Origin of the sequence: Streptomyces syringium, from assembly GCF_017876625.1 — a bacterium.
In the GTDB taxonomy this organism is placed as follows: Bacteria; Actinomycetota; Actinomycetes; order Streptomycetales; family Streptomycetaceae; genus Streptomyces; species Streptomyces syringius.
Map to the genome: position 1 here is coordinate 4,066,305 of NZ_JAGIOH010000001.1, position 17,223 is coordinate 4,083,527.

The following is a 17,223-nucleotide window of genomic DNA, read 5'->3' on the forward strand; positions in this document are numbered from 1 at the left end:
GCTCAGCCACATCCAGCCCGTCCGGCGATTGAGGACGCGCCCGCAGGGCGCCTGCCGCCGCACGCGGCACGGACGGCCCGCCGTCGTCAGGGCAAGCTCTTGACGTTGACGCTCATCTGACGGACAGTCAGTTACGTGGGCGGCGCGACCGGAGGGAGCCACCGTGAGCGACCTGTACCGACGGCTGCGCGCCTTCGAGGGCCGCCCGGCCACCGTTTCCGGGGAGGGCCGGGAGCCCGTCAACGTCTCGATGATCAGGCACTGGTGCGAGGCCCTCGGTGACACCGGGCCCGCCTACACCGGCAAGGATCCCGTCGCCCCCGCCACCATGCTCCAGGCGTGGACCATGGGCGGACTCTCCGGTTCCCGGAGCCGCTCGCCCGCCGTCGACGAGCTGTTCGCGCTGCTCGACGACGCGGGGTACACCGCCGTGGTCGCCACCGACTGCGAGCAGGAGTACCTACAGGCGCTGCGGCCCGGCCAGACGATCACCTTCGATTCCGTCATCGAGGCGGTCTCGCCCCGCAAGACCACCCGGCTGGGGGCCGGGCACTTCGTCACCACACGCATGGAGATCCGGGCCGACGGCGAGCCCGCCGGTACGCACCGCTTCCGCGTCCTCAAATACGCGCCGCGCAAGACCGCCAAGACTGCCAATGCCGACAATGCCGACAATGCCGACAATGCCGCCAAGGCACAGGCGGCCGAGCGGCCCCGGCCCGTGATCAACCGGGACAACGCCGGGTTCTGGGAGGGCGTCGCCGCCCACCGGCTGCTCTTCCAGCGGTGCGACGCGTGCGGGACGCCACGCTTCCCGTGGCTGCCGGGGTGCGGGAGCTGTGGTTCGCCGGAGTGGACGGCGGTCGAGGCGTCCGGTGCAGGGACGGTCTACTCGTACGTGGTCATGCACCACCCGCCCTTCCCCGCCTTCGACCCGCCGTACGCGGTCGCCCTGGTCGAACTCGCCGAGGGGATACGGATGATCAGCAACATCACCGGGGTCGCCGCCGACCGGGTGCGGGTGGGGATGCCGGTCACGCTGGAATTCCTGCGGGTGGCCCCGGACCAGGAGCTGCCCGTCTTCCGGCCCGCCCCCATGGAGGTGGAGACGTCATGAAGCCGGGCGACACCCTCCCGCCGCTCACCGTCCCCATCACCCGGACCCTGATCATCACGGGCGCCATCGCCTCCCGGGACTACAAGGACGTCCACCACGACCCCGAAGCCGCGCGGGCCGCCGGGTCCCCGGACATCTTCATGAACATCCTTACCACCAACGGCCTCGTCGGCCGCTACATCACCGATCACCTCGGCCCCGGGGCCGTCCTCCGCAAGGTCGCCATCCGGCTCGGGGCGCCCAACCACCCCGGTGACGCGATGGCCCTGACCGGGACGGTCACCTCCGTACGCGGGCGGACCGCCGAGGTCGCGGTCGTCGGGGCCAACAGCCTCGGGCGCCACGTGACGGGAACGGTCACCGTCACCCTCCCGGAGCCCGAGGCCGAGACCGAGCCGGAGGCCACCGCGTGAGCGCCCGGCGGGCCGACACCCTCGGCGGCAGGGCGGCCGTCGTAGGGATCGGCGCGACGGACTTCTCCAAGGACTCCGGGCGCAGTGAGCTGGCCCTCGCCGCCGAGGCCGTGCGGGCCGCGCTCGCCGACGCCGGTCTCACGGCCGCCGACGTCGACGGCATGGTCACCTTCACCATGGACACCAGCCCCGAGATCACCGTCGCCCAGGCGACCGGCATCGGCGAGCTGTCGTTCTTCTCCCGCGTGCACTACGGCGGCGGGGCCGCCTGCGCCACCGTGCAGCAGGCCGCGCTGGCCGTCGCGAGCGGGCTCGCGGAGGTCGTCGTCTGCTACCGCGCGTTCAACGAGCGCTCCGGCCGTCGCTTCGGCGCCGGGGTCCAGCGGCGCGAACCGTCCGCCGAGGGGGTGGCGCTCGGCTGGGCGCTGCCGTTCGGGCTGCTCACGCCCGCGTCCTGGGTGGCCATGGCGGCCCGCCGCTATCTGCACACGTACGGCCTGGAGCCCGAGGTCTTCGGGCACGTCGCCGTCACCGCCCGCCGCCACGCGGCCACCAACCCCGCCGCGCACTTCCACGGCCGGCCGATCACGCTCGCCGATCACGCCGCGTCCCGCTGGATCGCCGAACCGCTGCGCCTGCTGGACTGCTGCCAGGAGACTGACGGCGGCCAGGCGCTCGTCGTCACCTCCGTCGAGCGGGCCCGTACCCTGCGGCATCCGCCCGCCATGATCGCCGCTGCCGCGCAGGGCGCCGGCCGGGCGCAGGAGCAGATGACGAGCTTCTACCGCGACGACCTCACCGGGCTGCCCGAGATGGGCGTGGTGGCCCGGCAGCTGTGGCGCACGAGCGGGCTGACGCCGGACGACATCGACGTCGGCATCGTCTACGACCACTTCACGCCGTTCGTGCTGACACAGCTGGAGGAGTTCGGGTTCTGCCCGCCCGGCGAGGGGGCCGCCTTCGTGGCGTCCGGGGCGCTGCCGCTCAACACCCACGGCGGGCAGCTCGGCGAGGCGTACCTGCACGGCATGAACGGCGTGGCCGAGGCCGTGCGGCAACTGCGCGGCACCGCGGTCAACCAGGTCGCGGGGGCGCGGCACGCGCTCGTCACGGCGGGGACGGGCGTCCCCACGTCGGGGCTGGTGCTCCGGGCGGACGCCTAACGCGCGGACGCGTAGCGCGCGGCATGTGTTCGTCACGGCGGGCACGGGCGTCCCCACGTCCGGGCTGATTCTCCGCGCAGACGGATGACACGGAGGGCGTGTCGGCACGGGTGGCCGGAGCCGGGCACCTTCACTCGCGGTTATGGACCGACGAAGAAAGATCATCGGATATCTCGTCGCCCTGACGGCGGCGGCGGCCCAGGTGGTCGGCGGGGCCGGACCGGCGTCGGCGGGCGATCGCGGCGACCCCCGGAACGAGGGGGCGGTGATCTTCCGTGGCAAGGGCATCGACGCCTGCCAGGCCCCGTCACTGAACACCCTCAGCGCCTGGCAGAGCTCCCCCTACGCGGCGGTGGGCGTCTACTTCGGGGGCCGCGCCCGCGCCTGCCCGAACCAGCGCTACCTCAGCCGGAGGTGGCTGACCGGCGCCAAGGACCTGGGCTGGCGGGTCCTGCCCGTCTACGTCGGCTCCCAGTCCCCGTGCGCCTCCGCCGTCCACAAGCGTGGCTACGCGATCAGCGACGACGAGCCCTGGGACCAGGGCATCGAGGAGGGCGAGGACGCCGTGCGCCGGGCCTCCGCCTACGGCATCGGCCGCCACAGCCCCCTCTACCTCGACATGGAGGCCTACAACTACCGCAACGCCGACTGCGCCCGGGTCACCCTGTCCTTCATCCGCGGCTGGACCCGCGCGGTCGACCACCTGGGCTACATCCCCGGCTTCTACAGCAGCGCCAACGCCGGCGTACGGCACATGGACCTCGCGCGGCGGGACGGGCGCACGTCCCTGCCGGAGGTGATGTGGTTCGCCCGCTGGGGCGGCTCCCCCTCGACCGCCGGAGAGCCGAACCTGGGATCCCGGGCCTGGACCCCGCACCGGCGCATCCACCAGTACGCGGGAAACGTCACCGAGACGTACGGCGGGCGCACGCTGACCATCGACCGGAATCAGATCGACGCACCCGTCGCCATCATCAGATGAGGTCACCCGCTCCGTGACGTACCCCAATACCGACCCTGACCCCCATCCCCCTCCAGGAGGTGGGGACAGCCCCACCACTACGACCTGAGGCTGACCGTTCTTCGGCACCTGCGGCCGATCCGCGCGGACGGGCGCACTCCTAGCGTTGAAGACATGAACACGTCCGTGTGCACCAGCGCATCCACCGCCGTGTACCCGTCGTTCTCGTCGTACGTACGGGCGCGTGGACCGGTCCTCCAGCGCACCGCCCGCGCGCTCACCTCGAACCCGTGCGACGCCGAGGATCTGCTGCAGACGGCTCTCACCAAGACGTACCTGGCCTGGGAACGCATCGAGGACCACCGCGCCCTCGACGGCTACGTACGCCGGGCGCTGGTCAACACCCGCACCTCGCAGTGGCGCAAACGCCGGGTCGACGAGTACCCCTGCGAGGAGCTCCCCGAGCGTGAGGCGGCCCCCCAGGCCGACCCCGCCGAGCAGCAGGTGCTGCGCGACGCCATGTGGCGCGCGGTGCGCCGGCTCCCGGAGCGGCAGCGGGCCATGGTCGTCCTCAGGTACTACGAGGACCTCACCGAGGTGCAGACCGCCGAGCTGCTCGGCGTCTCCGTCGGCACGGTCAAGAGCGCCGTCTCGCGCGCCCTCGGCAAGCTGCGCGAGGACCCCGAACTGAGCCATGCGGCGTGATGCGTCCGTCACCCCGCGGGTAGTGACTTACCGGGAGACACCACAGCACAATCAGCGGACAAATACCCGTCCGTAACCCGGTCTTTCGGGAGGCCCCCGGTGCTGAGCACGATGCAGGACGTACCGCTGACAGTGACCCGCATTCTCGTCCACGGTGCGCTGGTGCACGGGGACGCGAAGGTCACGACCTGGACCGGGGACGGCGAGCCGCACCGCCGGACCTTCCGGGAGGTCGGCGATCGGTCCTCGCAGCTCGCCCACGCCCTCCGCGACGAGCTGGGCGTGACGGCCGACGAGCGGGTCGCGACGCTGATGTGGAACAACAGCGACCACCTCGAGGCGTATCTCGCGATCCCCGCCATGGGCGCGATCCTGCACACCCTGAACCTGCGGCTGCCTCCCGAGCAGCTGGTCTGGATCGTGCGGCACGCCGCCGACCGGGTCGTGATCGTCAACGGCACGCTGCTGCCGCTGCTCGCCCCCCTGCTGCCGCACCTCGACTCCGTCGAGCACGTCGTCGTCTCGGGCCCCGGAGACCGGTCCGTGCTGGAGGGCTGCCGCCCCCGCGTGCACGACTACGACGAGCTGATCGCGGGCCGCCCCACCGAGGGCTACGACTGGCCGGAGCTGGACGAGCGCCAGGCCGCCGCCCTCTGCTACACCTCCGGGACGACGGGCGAGCCCAAGGGCGTCCTCTACAGCCACCGGTCGATCTACCTGCACGCCATGGAGGTCAACGCCGCCGCGTCCTTCGGGCTGACCCCGGCCGAGATCTGTCTGCCGGTCGTGCCGATGTTCCACGTCAACGCGTGGGGCCTGCCGTACGCCGCGTTCATGGCGGGCACCTCGCTGCTGATGCCCGACCGCTTCCTGCAGCCCGCGCCGCTCGCCGCGATGATCCAGAGCGAGCGCCCCACGGTCACCGCCGGCGTCCCCACCATCTGGCAGGGGCTGCTCGCCGAACTCGACACCAACAAGCAGGACGTCTCCTCCCTGCACACCGTGATCAGCGGCGGTTCCGCCTGCCCGCCCGCCCTGATGAAGGCGTTCGAGGAGCGGCACGGGCTGCGGCTCATCCAGGCCTGGGGCATGACCGAGACCTCGCCGCTGGGCTCCGTCGCCCGCCCGCCGGCCGGCCTGAGCGAGGACGAGGCGTGGCCGTACCGCGTCACCCAGGGCCGGCTGCCCGCCTCGGTGGAGTTCCGGCTGGCCGGGCCCGGCGGCGGCTACCTGCCCTGGGACGGCACCTCGGCCGGTGAGCTGGAGGTCCGCGGCCCGTGGATCGCGGGCTCCTACTACGGCGGCGCGGCGGACGAGCCGTTCCGCCCCGACGACAAGTTCAGCCCCGATGGCTGGCTGCGCACGGGCGACGTCGGCACGATGACCCCCGACGGCTTCCTGACCCTCACCGACCGGGCGAAGGACGTCATCAAGTCGGGCGGCGAATGGATCTCCTCGGTCGAGCTGGAGAACCACCTGATGGCCCACCCGGAGGTCGCCGAGGCCGCCGTCGTGGCCGTCCCGGACGACAAGTGGGGCGAACGCCCGCTGGCGGCCGTGGTGTTGAAGGACGGCTCGGTCGTCGAGTACGCCGCGCTGCGGTCGTTCCTCGGCGAGCGGGTCGCGCGGTGGCAGCTCCCGGAGCGCTGGGTGCTGATCCCCTCGGTGCCGAAGACGTCGGTGGGCAAGTTCGACAAGAAGGTGCTGCGCAAGCAGTACGCGGAGGGCGAGTTGGACGTCACTGTCCTCGCCTGAGCCCCGCACGGAGCCCCCGGCAGCCGCCGGGGGCCCGACTGTGTGAGGTGTACGGGGAGGGGAGGAGGCGGCGGCACTGGGCGGGTGCCGCCGCCCGGGGAACCGGCTTACCCGGCCCGGCTCTTGGTGTGCCTGGGCAGGCAGAACATCAGGGCCCACATCAACGCGAGGATGCCACCGACCCACCAGAGGACGCCGGTGAACGCGTCGCGGTTGATCGCGCCGTCGGGTGAGCCGCCGGTGGCGGCGAAGAACACCAGGGCGGTCAGCGCGGTGCCGAGGGCGATGCCCAGGTGCATCGCGGTGTTGAACAGGCCCGAGGCGGAACCGGCACTCTCGTGCGGCACCTTGGCGAGGGACATGTCGGCGAGCGGGCCGCCGACCATGCCGAGGCCGAAGCCGATCAGCACGACCGGGATGGCCATCGCGAGGAGGTTCAGGTCGGCCTGTCGGCTGCTGATCCGGAGTCCGTAGGCCGCCATCGAGGCGAGTGTGATCAGGGCTCCGGCCTGGGGCAGGCGGCGCCCGAAGCGCCCGGCGGTCTTCATCGCGGTCGTCGCACCGGCCAGCTCGCCGAGAGCGAGCAGCACGAAGGCCGCGGCCGCCATCAGCGGATTCATGCCCAGGCCGCGCTGGAGGTACAGCGTCCAGGTCATGAAGAACAGGCCGCACAGCAGGCCGAGCATCAGCTGCGCGGACAGGCCGCCGGAGAACTGCTTGCCCCGGAAGAGGGCAAGTGCCACGAGCGGGGAGTTGTCCTGCCTGCGCTGCTGATGGCGCAGGAAGACGCCGAGCACGAGGAGACCTGCGGCGAGCATGGCGAAGCACCACAGCGGCCAGTGGTGGGTGTGACCCTCGGTGAGCGGGAAGAGGACCAGGACCACGGCCACTGCGGACAGGAGCATGCCGGTCAGGTCGAGCCGGTCGGCCTTCTGCGCGGTCGACTCGGGGATGAACGTGCGTCCGAGGACGATCACGGCGAGGCCGACGGGCACATTGATCAGGAAGATCGGCCGCCAGCCCAGTCCGAACAGGTCGGCCTCGGTGAGCACGCCGCCCAGGACCGGGCCCAGGACGCCCGCGAGCGACAGGACGGCCCCGTAGAGGCCGAAGGCCCTGCTGCGGTTCTCGCCGTCGAAGGTGACGTGGAGGGTGGCCAGGACCTGGGGGATCATCACGGCGACGCCGGCGCCCTGGATGACGCGGGCGGTGATCAGCACACCGGGGCCGGTGGCGATGCCGCACAGCAGCGACGCCAGGGTGAACACGACGGTGCCGATGAGAAGGACCTTGCGCCGGCCGTGGATGTCACCGAGCCGTCCGCCCGTGATCAGCCCGACGGCGACGGTCAGCGAGTAGCCGGCGGTCAGCCACTGCACTGCCGCCGGTCCGGCGCCGGTCGACTCCTGGACGGCGGGCAGGACGGTGAGGACGACCGACTGGTCGAGGATGTCCATGAGCTCGGCGACCAGGAGCACCACGAGGGCGATCCGGGCGGCGCGGGTCATCTTCGACGACCGGTCCGGTATGTCATGAGCCTGATGCTCGGGGGTGTGCTGCGGCTCGTTGCCGAGCGCGGGGGAAGGCACTGTGGGGCTCCTGATTCAAGGGATCGGGGAGCCCTGCCGTCAGCCGCGCAGGGGTCGAGAAACGCAGAACCCGGGGCAGTCGGCAGAGCTGCACCCGGAAAATGACAGGGAAATGCGGGGGTGGGTGACGCAACTCAGGCCGGTGCGACGTCCGCCCCCGGACACGTTCGAAGCATCGGAACGTGGGGAACTGCGGACGGCTACTTGGCCTGGGAGATAAGTCGTCACCTCGAAACACAGCGCCGGGCCCCGGAACGGGCACAGACGGAACTCAAGCAGGCTAAACGCCCCTCCGGCGTCCGTGCAACGCGATATCTCACCCACGCCCTTCCGGTTTCACCGGGGCCGGGGAGGATGCCGAGGGCGAGTCGGACGTCACCGTCCTCGCCTGGTGGTCGTGTGGGCAGGGGCCCTGGGTTACCGATGTGCCCAGGGCCCCTGCCAGGGCCGCGCCGCCTGCCGCGGGGGTCGGCCGGGCGCGGGGTCTGTGGGGGTGCGTACGGATCAGATCTGGCGGGCGATGTGCTCCGCCGCGGCGATCACCGTGAGGTTGGTGGCGGCCGAGGGCACGTCCGGGAAGATCGACGCGTCCACGACGCGCAGTCCCTCGACCTCGCGTACCGCGCCGAGCCGGTCGGTGACGGCGGTCGGGTCGTCGTCGGCGCCCATCGGGGCGGTCGACGTGGGGTGGTGGTACGTGTCGAGGGTCGCGAGGACCGAGCGTTCGATCTCCTCGTCGCCCCGCGCGCCCGCACCCGGGCTGATCTCCTCGGTGATCAGGCCCGCGAGCGGTTCCGCGGCGCCGATCCGGCGGGCGAGCCGCACCCCCTCCAGCAGCCGCCGCCGGTCGGCGGGCTCGGCGAGGAAGTTCAGGTCGATGCGCGGCGGCGCCCCGGGGTCGCGGCCGGTCAGCGTCAACGTCCCCCGGGAGCCGGGCCGTACGAGCGCCACGGCGAGGACGAAGCCGATGCCCGTCGGGCTCTGATCGTGGTCGTACAGGTGCGTCGCGGTGATGTGCAGATCCAGCTCCCCCTCGCCCGCCTCGGAACTCGCCGTCCATACCTTCGCGCCGATCACGGGGATGCTCGCCCCGAACCTCTCCGGGTCGGCGGCGTAGGCGTTGCCGGAGAAGGGGTGGTCCTGCAGCCGCCGCCCCACGGGCAGATCGGCGACGAGCGGGATGCCGAGGGCGGCCAGGTCGTCCGCCGGGCCGATCCCCGAGCGCAGCAGGACGGCGGCGCTGCCGTACGTACCCGCCGAGAGGATCACCTCCGCGGCGCGCAGCTCCGTGCCGTCGGCGAGGACGACGCCCCGCGCGCGGGAGCCCCGGAAGAGGACCCGGTCCACGAGGGACTCGCCCCGGACGATGAGATTGCCCCGGGAGCGGACGGCCGGCGTCAGATAGGCCATGCCGGTGTTGACGCGCACGCCGTCGCGCACGTTCATCGGATACGGGCCGACGCCCTCGGGATCCGCGCCGTTGAAGTCGTGGCAGGCCCGGATGCCCACCGACCGGGCCGCCTCCACGAAGGCGCGCTGCATGGGGCTGACGTCGTCGAGACCGAACTGCTCGACGGGCAGCGGGCCCGTGCGGCCGTGGAGCGCCTCGTCGCCGCCGTCCGTGGACTCCAGGGCGATGAAGGCGGGCAGCACCTCCTCGTACGACCAGCCCTTGAGCCCGGCCTCGGTCCAGCGGGCGAAGTCCGAGGGCAGCGCGCGGACGGCGACCGCACCGCCCGTCGCGGAGCTGCCGCCCAGCACCTTGCCCCGGGAGGCGTCGATGGGGTGGCCGATGGAGCCCGGCTCGGAGCGGTAGCCCCAGTCGTGACCGGTGGCACCGCCGAACACATTGCTGGAGGCGACGGCCTCGGGATAGGCGTGCGGCCCGTAGACGGGACCGGCCTCCAGCAGCAGCACCACCCGGGAGGGGTCCTCGGAGAGACGAGTGGCGAGCACGGCTCCGGCGGAACCGCCGCCGACGATGATCGTGTCGTAGGTGCGGTCACTCATGACGTCTCTCCTCCGTCGTCCTCGCCGACCGGGGTCGGCCTGACGGGATCCGACGCTACGGAGAACGGCTGATTCGGGAATCTGTCATCGCATCGGTCAGTGGGCCGGGAAATGACCTGCGCCGGGGCCGGACGGTCGCCGGGGAACGGCAGGTGGCCCGGCGTCCTGTGGCGCGCATCACATCCGGCCCGTGTCACATCCGGGCCGCCTGCTCCCATCTGGTGGGCGTCAGCAAGCGAGCCGAGGAGACGGAACGATGAGCGCACAGCAGGAGACCGGTACGGCGACCGCGCACCGCGTGGTGATCCTGGGGGCGGGATACGCGGGCATGGCCGCGGCCGTTCAGCTCGCGGCCAGGGTGAAGGGGTGCGAAGAGGTGCGGGTGACGGTGGTGAACGCGCAGGAGCGGTTCACCGAGCGCATGCGGCTGCACATGACGGCGACCGGGCAGCCGCTCGCCGAGCTGAGCGTCCCGGAGCTGCTGGAGGGCACGGGCGCGCGGTTCGTGCGCGGCTGGGTCACGGCGGTGGACGCGGACGCGAAGACGGTGCGGATCGACGACGACCGGGTGCTGCCCTACGACACGCTGGTGTACGGGCTGGGCGGGGTCACCGACACCTCGGCGGTGCCGGGGGCCGAGGACCACGCGTACACCCTGAGCAGCGCTCAGGACGCCGAGTTGCTGGCCGACCGGCTGGCGGGGCTCAGGAGCGGCACGGTGGTGGTCGCGGGCAGCGGGCTGACCGGCGTCGAGTCGGCCGCGGAGATCGCCGAGCGGCACCCGCGGCTGAGCGTGGTGCTGCTGGGCGGGCAGGAGCCCGGTGCGGCCATGAACCCGAAGGCCAGGGCGTATGTGCAGGCCGCACTCGACCGGCTGGGCGTCCGGGTGCGGGCCGGCGCCGAGGTGGTGAAGGTGCTGCCCGGCGCGGTGGAGCTGGCGGACGGGGAGAGCATCGAGACCGACGCGGTCCTGTGGACGGGCGGCACGCGGGTGTCGCCGCTGGCGGCCGCCGCCGGGCTGGCCGTCGACGAGCGCGGACGCGTCGTCACCGATGCCGCGCTGCGGTCGGTGTCCCACCCCGAGGTGTACGCGATCGGCGACGCGGCCGCGATCCGCCAGGGGTACGGCGTCATGCACGGCACCTGCCAGGGCGGCATGCCGACCGGGGTGCACGCCGCGCTGTCGATCGACCGGATGCTCAGGGGCAGGCAGCCCAAGCCGTTCCGCTTCGGCTACTACCACACGCCGGTGAGTCTGGGACGCGGTGACGCCGTGGTGCAGTTCACCCGGCCCGATGACAGCCCCCGCCGGTTCTGCCTGGTCGGCCGCATGGCCGTCCGGTACAAGGAGACGGTGACCGCCTCCCCTTGGCCGACGTACGGCCGTATGAAGAAAATGCCCGCCTCGGGCGCGTTCTGGCCCCGCGGGGGCCGCTTCACCCGGGCCCGGGGGACCAAGTGACCGATCTGTCCGCCCACCTCGGCCAGCAGGTCTTCCACGAGCACCGGCGGCTGCTGTTCTCCGTCGCCTACCGCCTCCTCGGCAGCGCGGCCGATGCCGAGGACGTGGTCCAGGACGCCTGGATCAAGTGGTCCGCCGGGGACCGCTCGCAGGTGGCCGACCCCAAGGCGTACCTGACGCGCATCGTCTCGAACCTGGCACTGGAACGGCTGCGCTCCACCCGGCACAAGCGGGAGACCTACGTGGGGCCGTGGCTGCCGGAACCCGTCCTCACCGGCGGGGACGCCTCCGAGATCGTCACGGACGCCGAGTCCGTGTCGATGGCCATGCTGGTGGTGCTGGAGACGCTCAGCCCGCTGGAGCGCGCGGTGTTCGTGCTGAAAGAGGTCTTCGGCTTCAGCCACGCCGAGATCGCCGAGGCGGTGGAGCGTTCCGAGGCCGCGGTGCGGCAGGCCGCGCACCGGGCCCGCGAGCACGTGCGGGCCCGGCGACCGCGCTTCACCGCCGACCGGTCGCGGCAGCGCCAAGCCACCGAGCGGTTCTTCGCCGCCGCGACCGGCGGGGACGTCAACGCCCTGATGGAACTGCTCTCCCCGGACGTCACGCTGTGGACCGACGGCGGCGGCAAGGTCCGCCAGGCCCTGCGTCCGGTGGTGGGCGCGGCCACGGTGGCGGCATGGTTCGCGGCCATCGGCACCGTCACCTACCAGGGCGTCGAGCCCGCCGACATGAAGGCCGAACTCGTCGGGATCAACGGGGGGCCGGGCATCGTGTTCCGCGGGCCGGGACGCGTGATCGCCACCGTCACCTTCGACTTCGACGCCGACGGTCGCATCACCGCCATCCACAATGTGGCCAACCCGGACAAACTCCAGGCCGTCGCCGACGGCGCCGCCCACGACCTCGGAACGCGGTGAGCGTCGTCGTGCCGTGCGCGGGCGTCGGCGCCCGCGCCGTCCGTCAGTTGGTCCCTATCTTCGCCAGCAGGTCCACGATGCGCCCCTGCACCTCCGTGCTCGTCGACCGCTCCGCGAGGAAGAGGACAGTCTCGCCCGAGGCCAGCCTCGACAGTTGGGCCGGGTCGGTGTCGGCGGAGGTGTAGACGACGAGCGGCGTGCGGTTCAGCAGGCCGTTGCCGCGCAGCCAGTCGACGATGCCCGCGCGGCGGCGCCGCACCTGCATCAGGTCCATGACCACCAGATTCGGGTGCGTCTGCGCCGCGAGCGCCACCGCGTCCGCGTCCGTCGCCGCCCGCGCCACCTGCATGCCGCGCCGCTCCAGCGTCGCCGTCAGGGCGTCGGCGATCGGCTCGTGCTCCTCGATCAGCAGCACGCGCGGCGGGTGCATCTCGCTGTCGCGCGGGGTCAGCGCCTTCAGCAGGACGGCCGGGTCGGCACCGTACGCCGCCTCCGCCGTGGCCTGCCCGAGCCCCGCCGTCACCAGCACCGGCACCTCGGCCGCCACGGCGGCCTCGCGCAGCGACTGCAGCGCGGTACGGGTGATCGGCCCGGTCAGCGGGTCGACGAACAGCGCGGCCGGGTACGCCGCGATCTGCGCGTCCACCTCCTCGCGCGACTGCACGATCACCGGGCGGTAGCCGCGCTCGGTCAGCGCCGCCTGCGTCGAGTCGTCGGGCGCCGGCCACACGAGGAGGCGCCGCGGGTTGTCCAAGGGCTCCGGCGGCAACTCGTCGTCCATCGGCGGCCGTCCGGCCGGGGCGGCCTCGGTGACCTCCACGGCGCCGTTGGGTCCGTCGAGCAGCTCGGGCCCCTCGGCGGCGCCCTCGTCCGGTGCTCCTATGGCGAAGGCCCGGCCCTCGGAGGCGTCGCGCAGCCGTGGCCGCGCGGCGGGCGCCGGAGCGCCCTGCGCGTCGGCGGCCTGCGCGTTGCCCTGCGCGGGCTCCCGCTCGCCCTCGGCCGGATTCCCGAGCTTGCGCCGCCGCCCGGACCCTCCGGCGGGCGTCCCCGCGGCGGGCGTCCCGCCGAACGGCACGCCCTGCCCCAGCGTCCGCACGCTGAACCCCCGCGAGGCGTCGGCGCCGTGCGGCTGCTGCGCCTGCTGGGCTGCCGCTCCCGGCTCCTCGGCGAGCGCGCGCCGCGCGCGGCGGCGGCCGGTGGGCGGCGTGGCGTCGGCGACGGCCTGCGGTTCGGCTGCGGCGCCCGCGCCGGGTGCGGGCGCGCCCGATACGTCCTGGCCGGGGCCGGACTGCGCGGGTGCGCCCGTGCCCGGGCGGGCGAAGGCCGGGGGACCTGCCGGGGCGTTCGCTCCGGGTTGCTGGGGAGGAACGGCCGCGTCGGCCGCCTCGGTGCGCGCAGCCCCTTGCGGGGCAGCCGCGTCAGACGCGGTCCCGCGCGGATGCGCGGGGTTGGCGCCCGGGAGGGCGAACGGGGCGGGACTGTCGGGGCCCGCGCCCGGCGTCGTCCCGGGGGTGTGCGGCGGGGCGACGCCCGCGCGGCCGAACGGTGCCGGACCGTCGGGGTCTGCGGCACCCTGCGGACCCGCGTGGGGCCGGGGAGACGTACCGGCCCCGGACGCGTCAGGTGTCGACCCGTGCGGATGCGCGGAGTTCGCGCCCGGGAGGGCGAACGGGGCGGGACTGTCGGGGCCCGCCCCCGGTGCCGTCCCGGGGGTGTGCGTCGGGGCGATGCCGCCGAGGCCGAAGGGTGCGGGCCCGTCCGGGCCGGTGGTCCCCTGCGGGGTGGCCGGGTCGGCGTGGGGCCGGGGAGGTGTGGCTGTCCGGGCGGTGTCGGGTGCCGTCGCTTGTGGAGGTGCGGAGTCCGCGCCCGGGAGGCTGAACGGTGCCGGACGTTCGGGGCCTGCGGCACCCTGCGGGCCCGTGTGGGGCCGGGAAGGCGTGCCCGTTCCGGCCGTGTCGGGCGTCGACCCGTGCGGATGCGCGGAGTTCGCGCCCGGGAGGGCGAACGGGGCGGGACTGTCGGGGCCTGTGGCACCCTGCGGGCCCGTGTGGGGCCGGGAAGGCGTACCGGCCCCGGACGCGTCAGGTGCCGCCCCGTGCGGGCGCGCGCCCGACTGCCCGGCGCCGGGCGCCGCGGAAGGCCGCTGCGGGGGCGTGGGGGCACCCGGTGTCCCCGGTGTCCCCGGTGTCGGTCCGGGGGGCTGCGTCGGGGCGATGCCGCCGAGGCCGAAGGGGACGGGCCCGCTGGGGCCCGCGGTCCCCTGCGGGGCGGTCGGTCCGGCGTGGGGCCGGGAAGGCGCGCCCGCCTCGGACGCGTCAGGTGTCGCCCCGTGCGGATGCGCCGCGAGGCCGGCCGCACCCGTGGCGGGCGGGCCGCCGGGGGCCGTGGTGCCGGGGCGTCGCGGAGGCCTGGAGTCACCCGGCGCGCCCGCCACGCCGCCTCGTGTTGTCCCGGGCGGGCGTGCCGGGGCGACGCCCGCGATGCCCGCGAGGCCGAACGGCACGGGTCCGACCGGAGCCGGGCTCCCCTGGCCGGGGCGAAGTGCCGCGCTTTCGCCGGTGTCCGCCGGGTCGGCCTGACCGGGCGCCCCGCCCATGGTGAACGGGCCGCCCGGAGAAGAGGCGGCACCGGCTGCGGTGCCCGGGCGCCGGGAGACGCCCGGGTGCGGCGCGGCGCCGGCCCGGGGAGAGCCGCCGGGGCCCGCGTGCGGGTCGGTGTGAGCGTCCGGCCCGTTCCCGGTCCGCCGACGCGCGTCGGCGTGGGCTTCCCGCTCGGGAACGGGCTTGCGGTCGGCGTCGGCCGGGGGGAGGGCGAACGCGGCGCGCGGGGCGTCCGGTTCGGCGCTCGTCTGGCCGGGGATCGGACGGCTCGGGGCCTCCGCGAGAGCGCGGCGGGCACGGCGGCCCGTGGGGGCGCCGGCCGCGCCGGAACCGTCCGGGGCATCGGACTCGGGCGTCCGGTCGGCCTCGGCGGGCGGCAGCGCGAACGCCGTCCGGGGCCCCTCGGCCTGCGGGGCCTGCGCAGCCTGCGCGGGCTCCCGCCGCGCCCGGCGCCCGGTCGACGCCGTCGCCTGCGGGGGCACCAGCCCGGCACCGTCGGTGCCCTGGTCCGCCGTTTCCGAACCGCCGCCGCGACCGTGCCGGTTGGCCCGCGCGGCTTGCTGCGCCTCGGCGTCCGCCGCCACGGGCGGCTGCTCCTCCTCGGAGCTGCGCCGCGCCCGTCGCCGCCCGGTGGGCTGCGGGGCGGCCGGCTCGCCGCCGCCTTGCGGCTCCGCCGGCCCGCCGGGCTTCTCGGCGGGAGCCAGGAACGCGTCGGTCCGCGACTGCCCCCTGCCGTCCGTCGCGGGCGCACCCGCGTCCCGGCGGGCCCGCCGCCCGGAAGGCCGGTCGGCGGCAGGCTCCTCGGCGGGAGCCTCCGCCGTGCCCCGCGCGCGCTGCGCGGGCAGCGGCATGACCGTCGTCGCGTTCTGCGTGTCCCCGGCCGTCGACCGCTCCGTGGACTCCGGCACCGGGCCGCCCTCCGCGGCGACCGGCACCTCCAGGACGTACGCGTGCCCGCCCGCCGCACCCGGCACCTCATGCGTCTGCAGCACGCCGCCGTGGCGGCGCACGATGCCCTCGACCAGGGGGGTGTGGACCGGGTCGCCACCGGGGAACGGCCCCCGGACCTCGACGCGGACGACCTCGCCGCGCTGCGCCGCCGCCACCACGATCGTGGAGTCACCGGCGGCACCGGTCGTGCCGCCCGTCGCGTCGACACCCGCCACGTCCGCGATCAGGTGCGCGAGCGCCTGCGCGAACCGCTCCGCGTCGACCTCGGCCTCGATCGGCGGCGCGTGCACCGCGAACTGCGCGCGCCCCGGCCCGATCAGCTCGATCGCACCCTCGACGCCCGCCGCCACGACCGTGTCGAGCGCGACCTTCTCCCGCACGAGCTTGCTCTCGCCCGCGTCCAACTCCTGATAGGCCAGGACATTGTCGACAAGCGTCGCCATCCGCGCGTACCCGGCGGACAGGTGATGCAGGATCTGATTGGCCTCGGGCCACAGCTGTCCGGCCGGGTCGGCGGCCAGCGTGCCCAGCTCGCCGCGCAGCCGCTCCAGCGGGCCGCGCAGCGAGTCGCCCAGCACCGCCAGGAGCTGCGCGTGCCGGGCGGCGAGGGCGTCGTACGCGCGGCGGTCGGTGAACGTCATCACCGCGCCGACGAGCTGCTCGCCGTCCCGCACGGGCGCCGTGGTGAGGTCGACGGGCACCGAGCGGCCGTCCTTGGCCCACAGCACCTGCCCGCGCACCCGGTGCTTGCGACCGGAGCGCAGCGTGTCGGAGATCGGCGACTCCTCGTACGGGAACGGGGTGCCGTCGGCGCGGGAGTGCTGGATCAGGGGGTGCAGCTCCTGGCCGCCGAGATCGCTGGCGCGGTAGCCGAGGATCTGCGCGGCGGAGGGGTTGACGAGGACGACCTTGCCGGCGATGTCGACGCCGACGACGCCCTCGGCGGCCGCGCGCAGGATCATCTCGGTCTGGCGCTGCTGGCGGGCCAGTTCGGCCTCGGTGTCCACCGTGCCGGTCAGGTCCCGCACGACGATCATCAGCAGTTCGTCGCCGGTGTAACTGGCGTGGTCCGCGTACGGGGTGCGGCCGTCCTCGAGGTTGGCGCTCGTGACCTCGACGGGGAACTCGGTGCCGTCCGTGCGGTGCGCGACCATCCGGGTCGGCTTGGTGCGCGCGTCGGCGGTGTCCGGCAGCCGCATCGAACCGGGGATGCGCCGGGAGTCGAATTCGGGCAGCAGGGAGAGCAGTCCGCGCCCGACGAGCCCGGTGCCGGGCACCTCGAAGGTCTCGAGCGCGATGTGATTGGCGTTGACGACCGTGCCGTTGCAATTGACGAGCAACAGGGCGTCGGGCAGGGCGTCGAGTATGGCTGCGAGGCGAGCAGCGCCTCGGGATGGCCTGCTGCTCACGACGACGCTTCCTCCCTGGGTTACCGCACCTTGCCGACCCGCTCGGGCGGCTCGGCGCTGCCCGCTGGCGTGTCACTGAGGGGAGTCTACGGGCTGTGGAGGCGGGCGCGACGGCGGATGGCGGGTGCGGTGGGATACGTCTCCGGGCACCTCCGGGGCGTCTCGGCGCAG

11 protein-coding genes are annotated in these 17,223 nt (G+C 74.2%); 8 read left to right on the forward strand and 3 right to left on the reverse strand.

Going from position 1 to position 17,223, the window contains the following annotated elements:
- Nucleotides 1–163 precede the first annotated feature (163 nt).
- The 6 genes from JO379_RS18045 (at nt 164) to JO379_RS18070 (ending at nt 6,114) form a co-directional block, all read left to right on the forward strand.
- The gene (locus tag JO379_RS18045) at nt 164–1,117 is read left to right on the forward strand and encodes a bifunctional MaoC family dehydratase N-terminal/OB-fold nucleic acid binding domain-containing protein (protein ID WP_209515821.1); all 954 of its coding nucleotides are present in this window, start codon (nt 164–166) and stop codon (nt 1,115–1,117) included.
- Complete coding sequence (locus JO379_RS18050) at nt 1,114–1,530, forward strand: MaoC family dehydratase (RefSeq protein ID WP_130878449.1); 417 nt, start codon at nt 1,114–1,116, stop codon at nt 1,528–1,530. The genes JO379_RS18045 and JO379_RS18050 overlap by 4 nt, the downstream gene beginning before the upstream one ends.
- Nucleotides 1,527–2,693 (forward strand): lipid-transfer protein, encoded by a 1,167-nt coding sequence (locus tag JO379_RS18055; protein WP_209515824.1) that lies wholly within the window; start codon nt 1,527–1,529, stop codon nt 2,691–2,693. The genes JO379_RS18050 and JO379_RS18055 overlap by 4 nt, the downstream gene beginning before the upstream one ends.
- A 142-nt stretch (nt 2,694–2,835) precedes the next feature.
- Nucleotides 2,836–3,675 carry a DUF1906 domain-containing protein gene (locus JO379_RS18060; protein WP_130878447.1) on the forward strand — a complete coding sequence of 280 codons (840 nt, stop codon included), beginning with the start codon at nt 2,836–2,838 and terminating at the stop codon, nt 3,673–3,675.
- A gap of 153 nt (nt 3,676–3,828) precedes the next feature.
- A complete protein-coding gene (locus tag JO379_RS18065) occupies nt 3,829–4,359 on the forward strand; it encodes a SigE family RNA polymerase sigma factor (protein ID WP_130878446.1) in 531 nt (176 codons plus the stop codon).
- Between the two features lie 99 nt (nt 4,360–4,458).
- On the forward strand, nt 4,459–6,114 hold the full coding sequence (locus JO379_RS18070; RefSeq protein WP_209515827.1) for a long-chain fatty acid--CoA ligase: 1,656 nt from the start codon (nt 4,459–4,461) through the stop codon (nt 6,112–6,114).
- Between the two features lie 107 nt (nt 6,115–6,221).
- Here JO379_RS18070 and JO379_RS18075 read toward each other — a convergent pair whose 3' ends face one another.
- Nucleotides 6,222–7,703 carry an MFS transporter gene (locus JO379_RS18075; protein ID WP_307842046.1) on the reverse strand — a complete coding sequence of 494 codons (1,482 nt, stop codon included), beginning with the start codon at nt 7,701–7,703 and terminating at the stop codon, nt 6,222–6,224.
- A 504-nt stretch (nt 7,704–8,207) separates the two neighbouring features.
- Complete coding sequence (locus JO379_RS18080) at nt 8,208–9,713, reverse strand: GMC family oxidoreductase (RefSeq protein ID WP_209515830.1); 1,506 nt, start codon at nt 9,711–9,713, stop codon at nt 8,208–8,210.
- 256 nt (nt 9,714–9,969) lie between these two features.
- Between JO379_RS18080 and JO379_RS18085 the strand changes: the two genes are divergently transcribed.
- On the forward strand, nt 9,970–11,175 hold the full coding sequence (locus tag JO379_RS18085) for an NAD(P)/FAD-dependent oxidoreductase (protein ID WP_209515832.1): 1,206 nt from the start codon (nt 9,970–9,972) through the stop codon (nt 11,173–11,175).
- Nucleotides 11,172–12,092, forward strand: coding sequence for an RNA polymerase sigma-70 factor (locus JO379_RS18090; protein ID WP_209515835.1), 921 nt, complete (start codon nt 11,172–11,174; stop codon nt 12,090–12,092). The genes JO379_RS18085 and JO379_RS18090 overlap by 4 nt, the downstream gene beginning before the upstream one ends.
- Nucleotides 12,093–12,135: 43 nt before the next feature.
- On the opposite strand, the gene JO379_RS18095 is transcribed toward JO379_RS18090, so the two are convergent.
- The gene (locus tag JO379_RS18095; RefSeq protein WP_209515838.1) at nt 12,136–17,052 is read right to left on the reverse strand and encodes a PAS domain-containing protein; all 4,917 of its coding nucleotides are present in this window, start codon (nt 17,050–17,052) and stop codon (nt 12,136–12,138) included.
- Nucleotides 17,053–17,223: the final 171 nt, after the last annotated feature.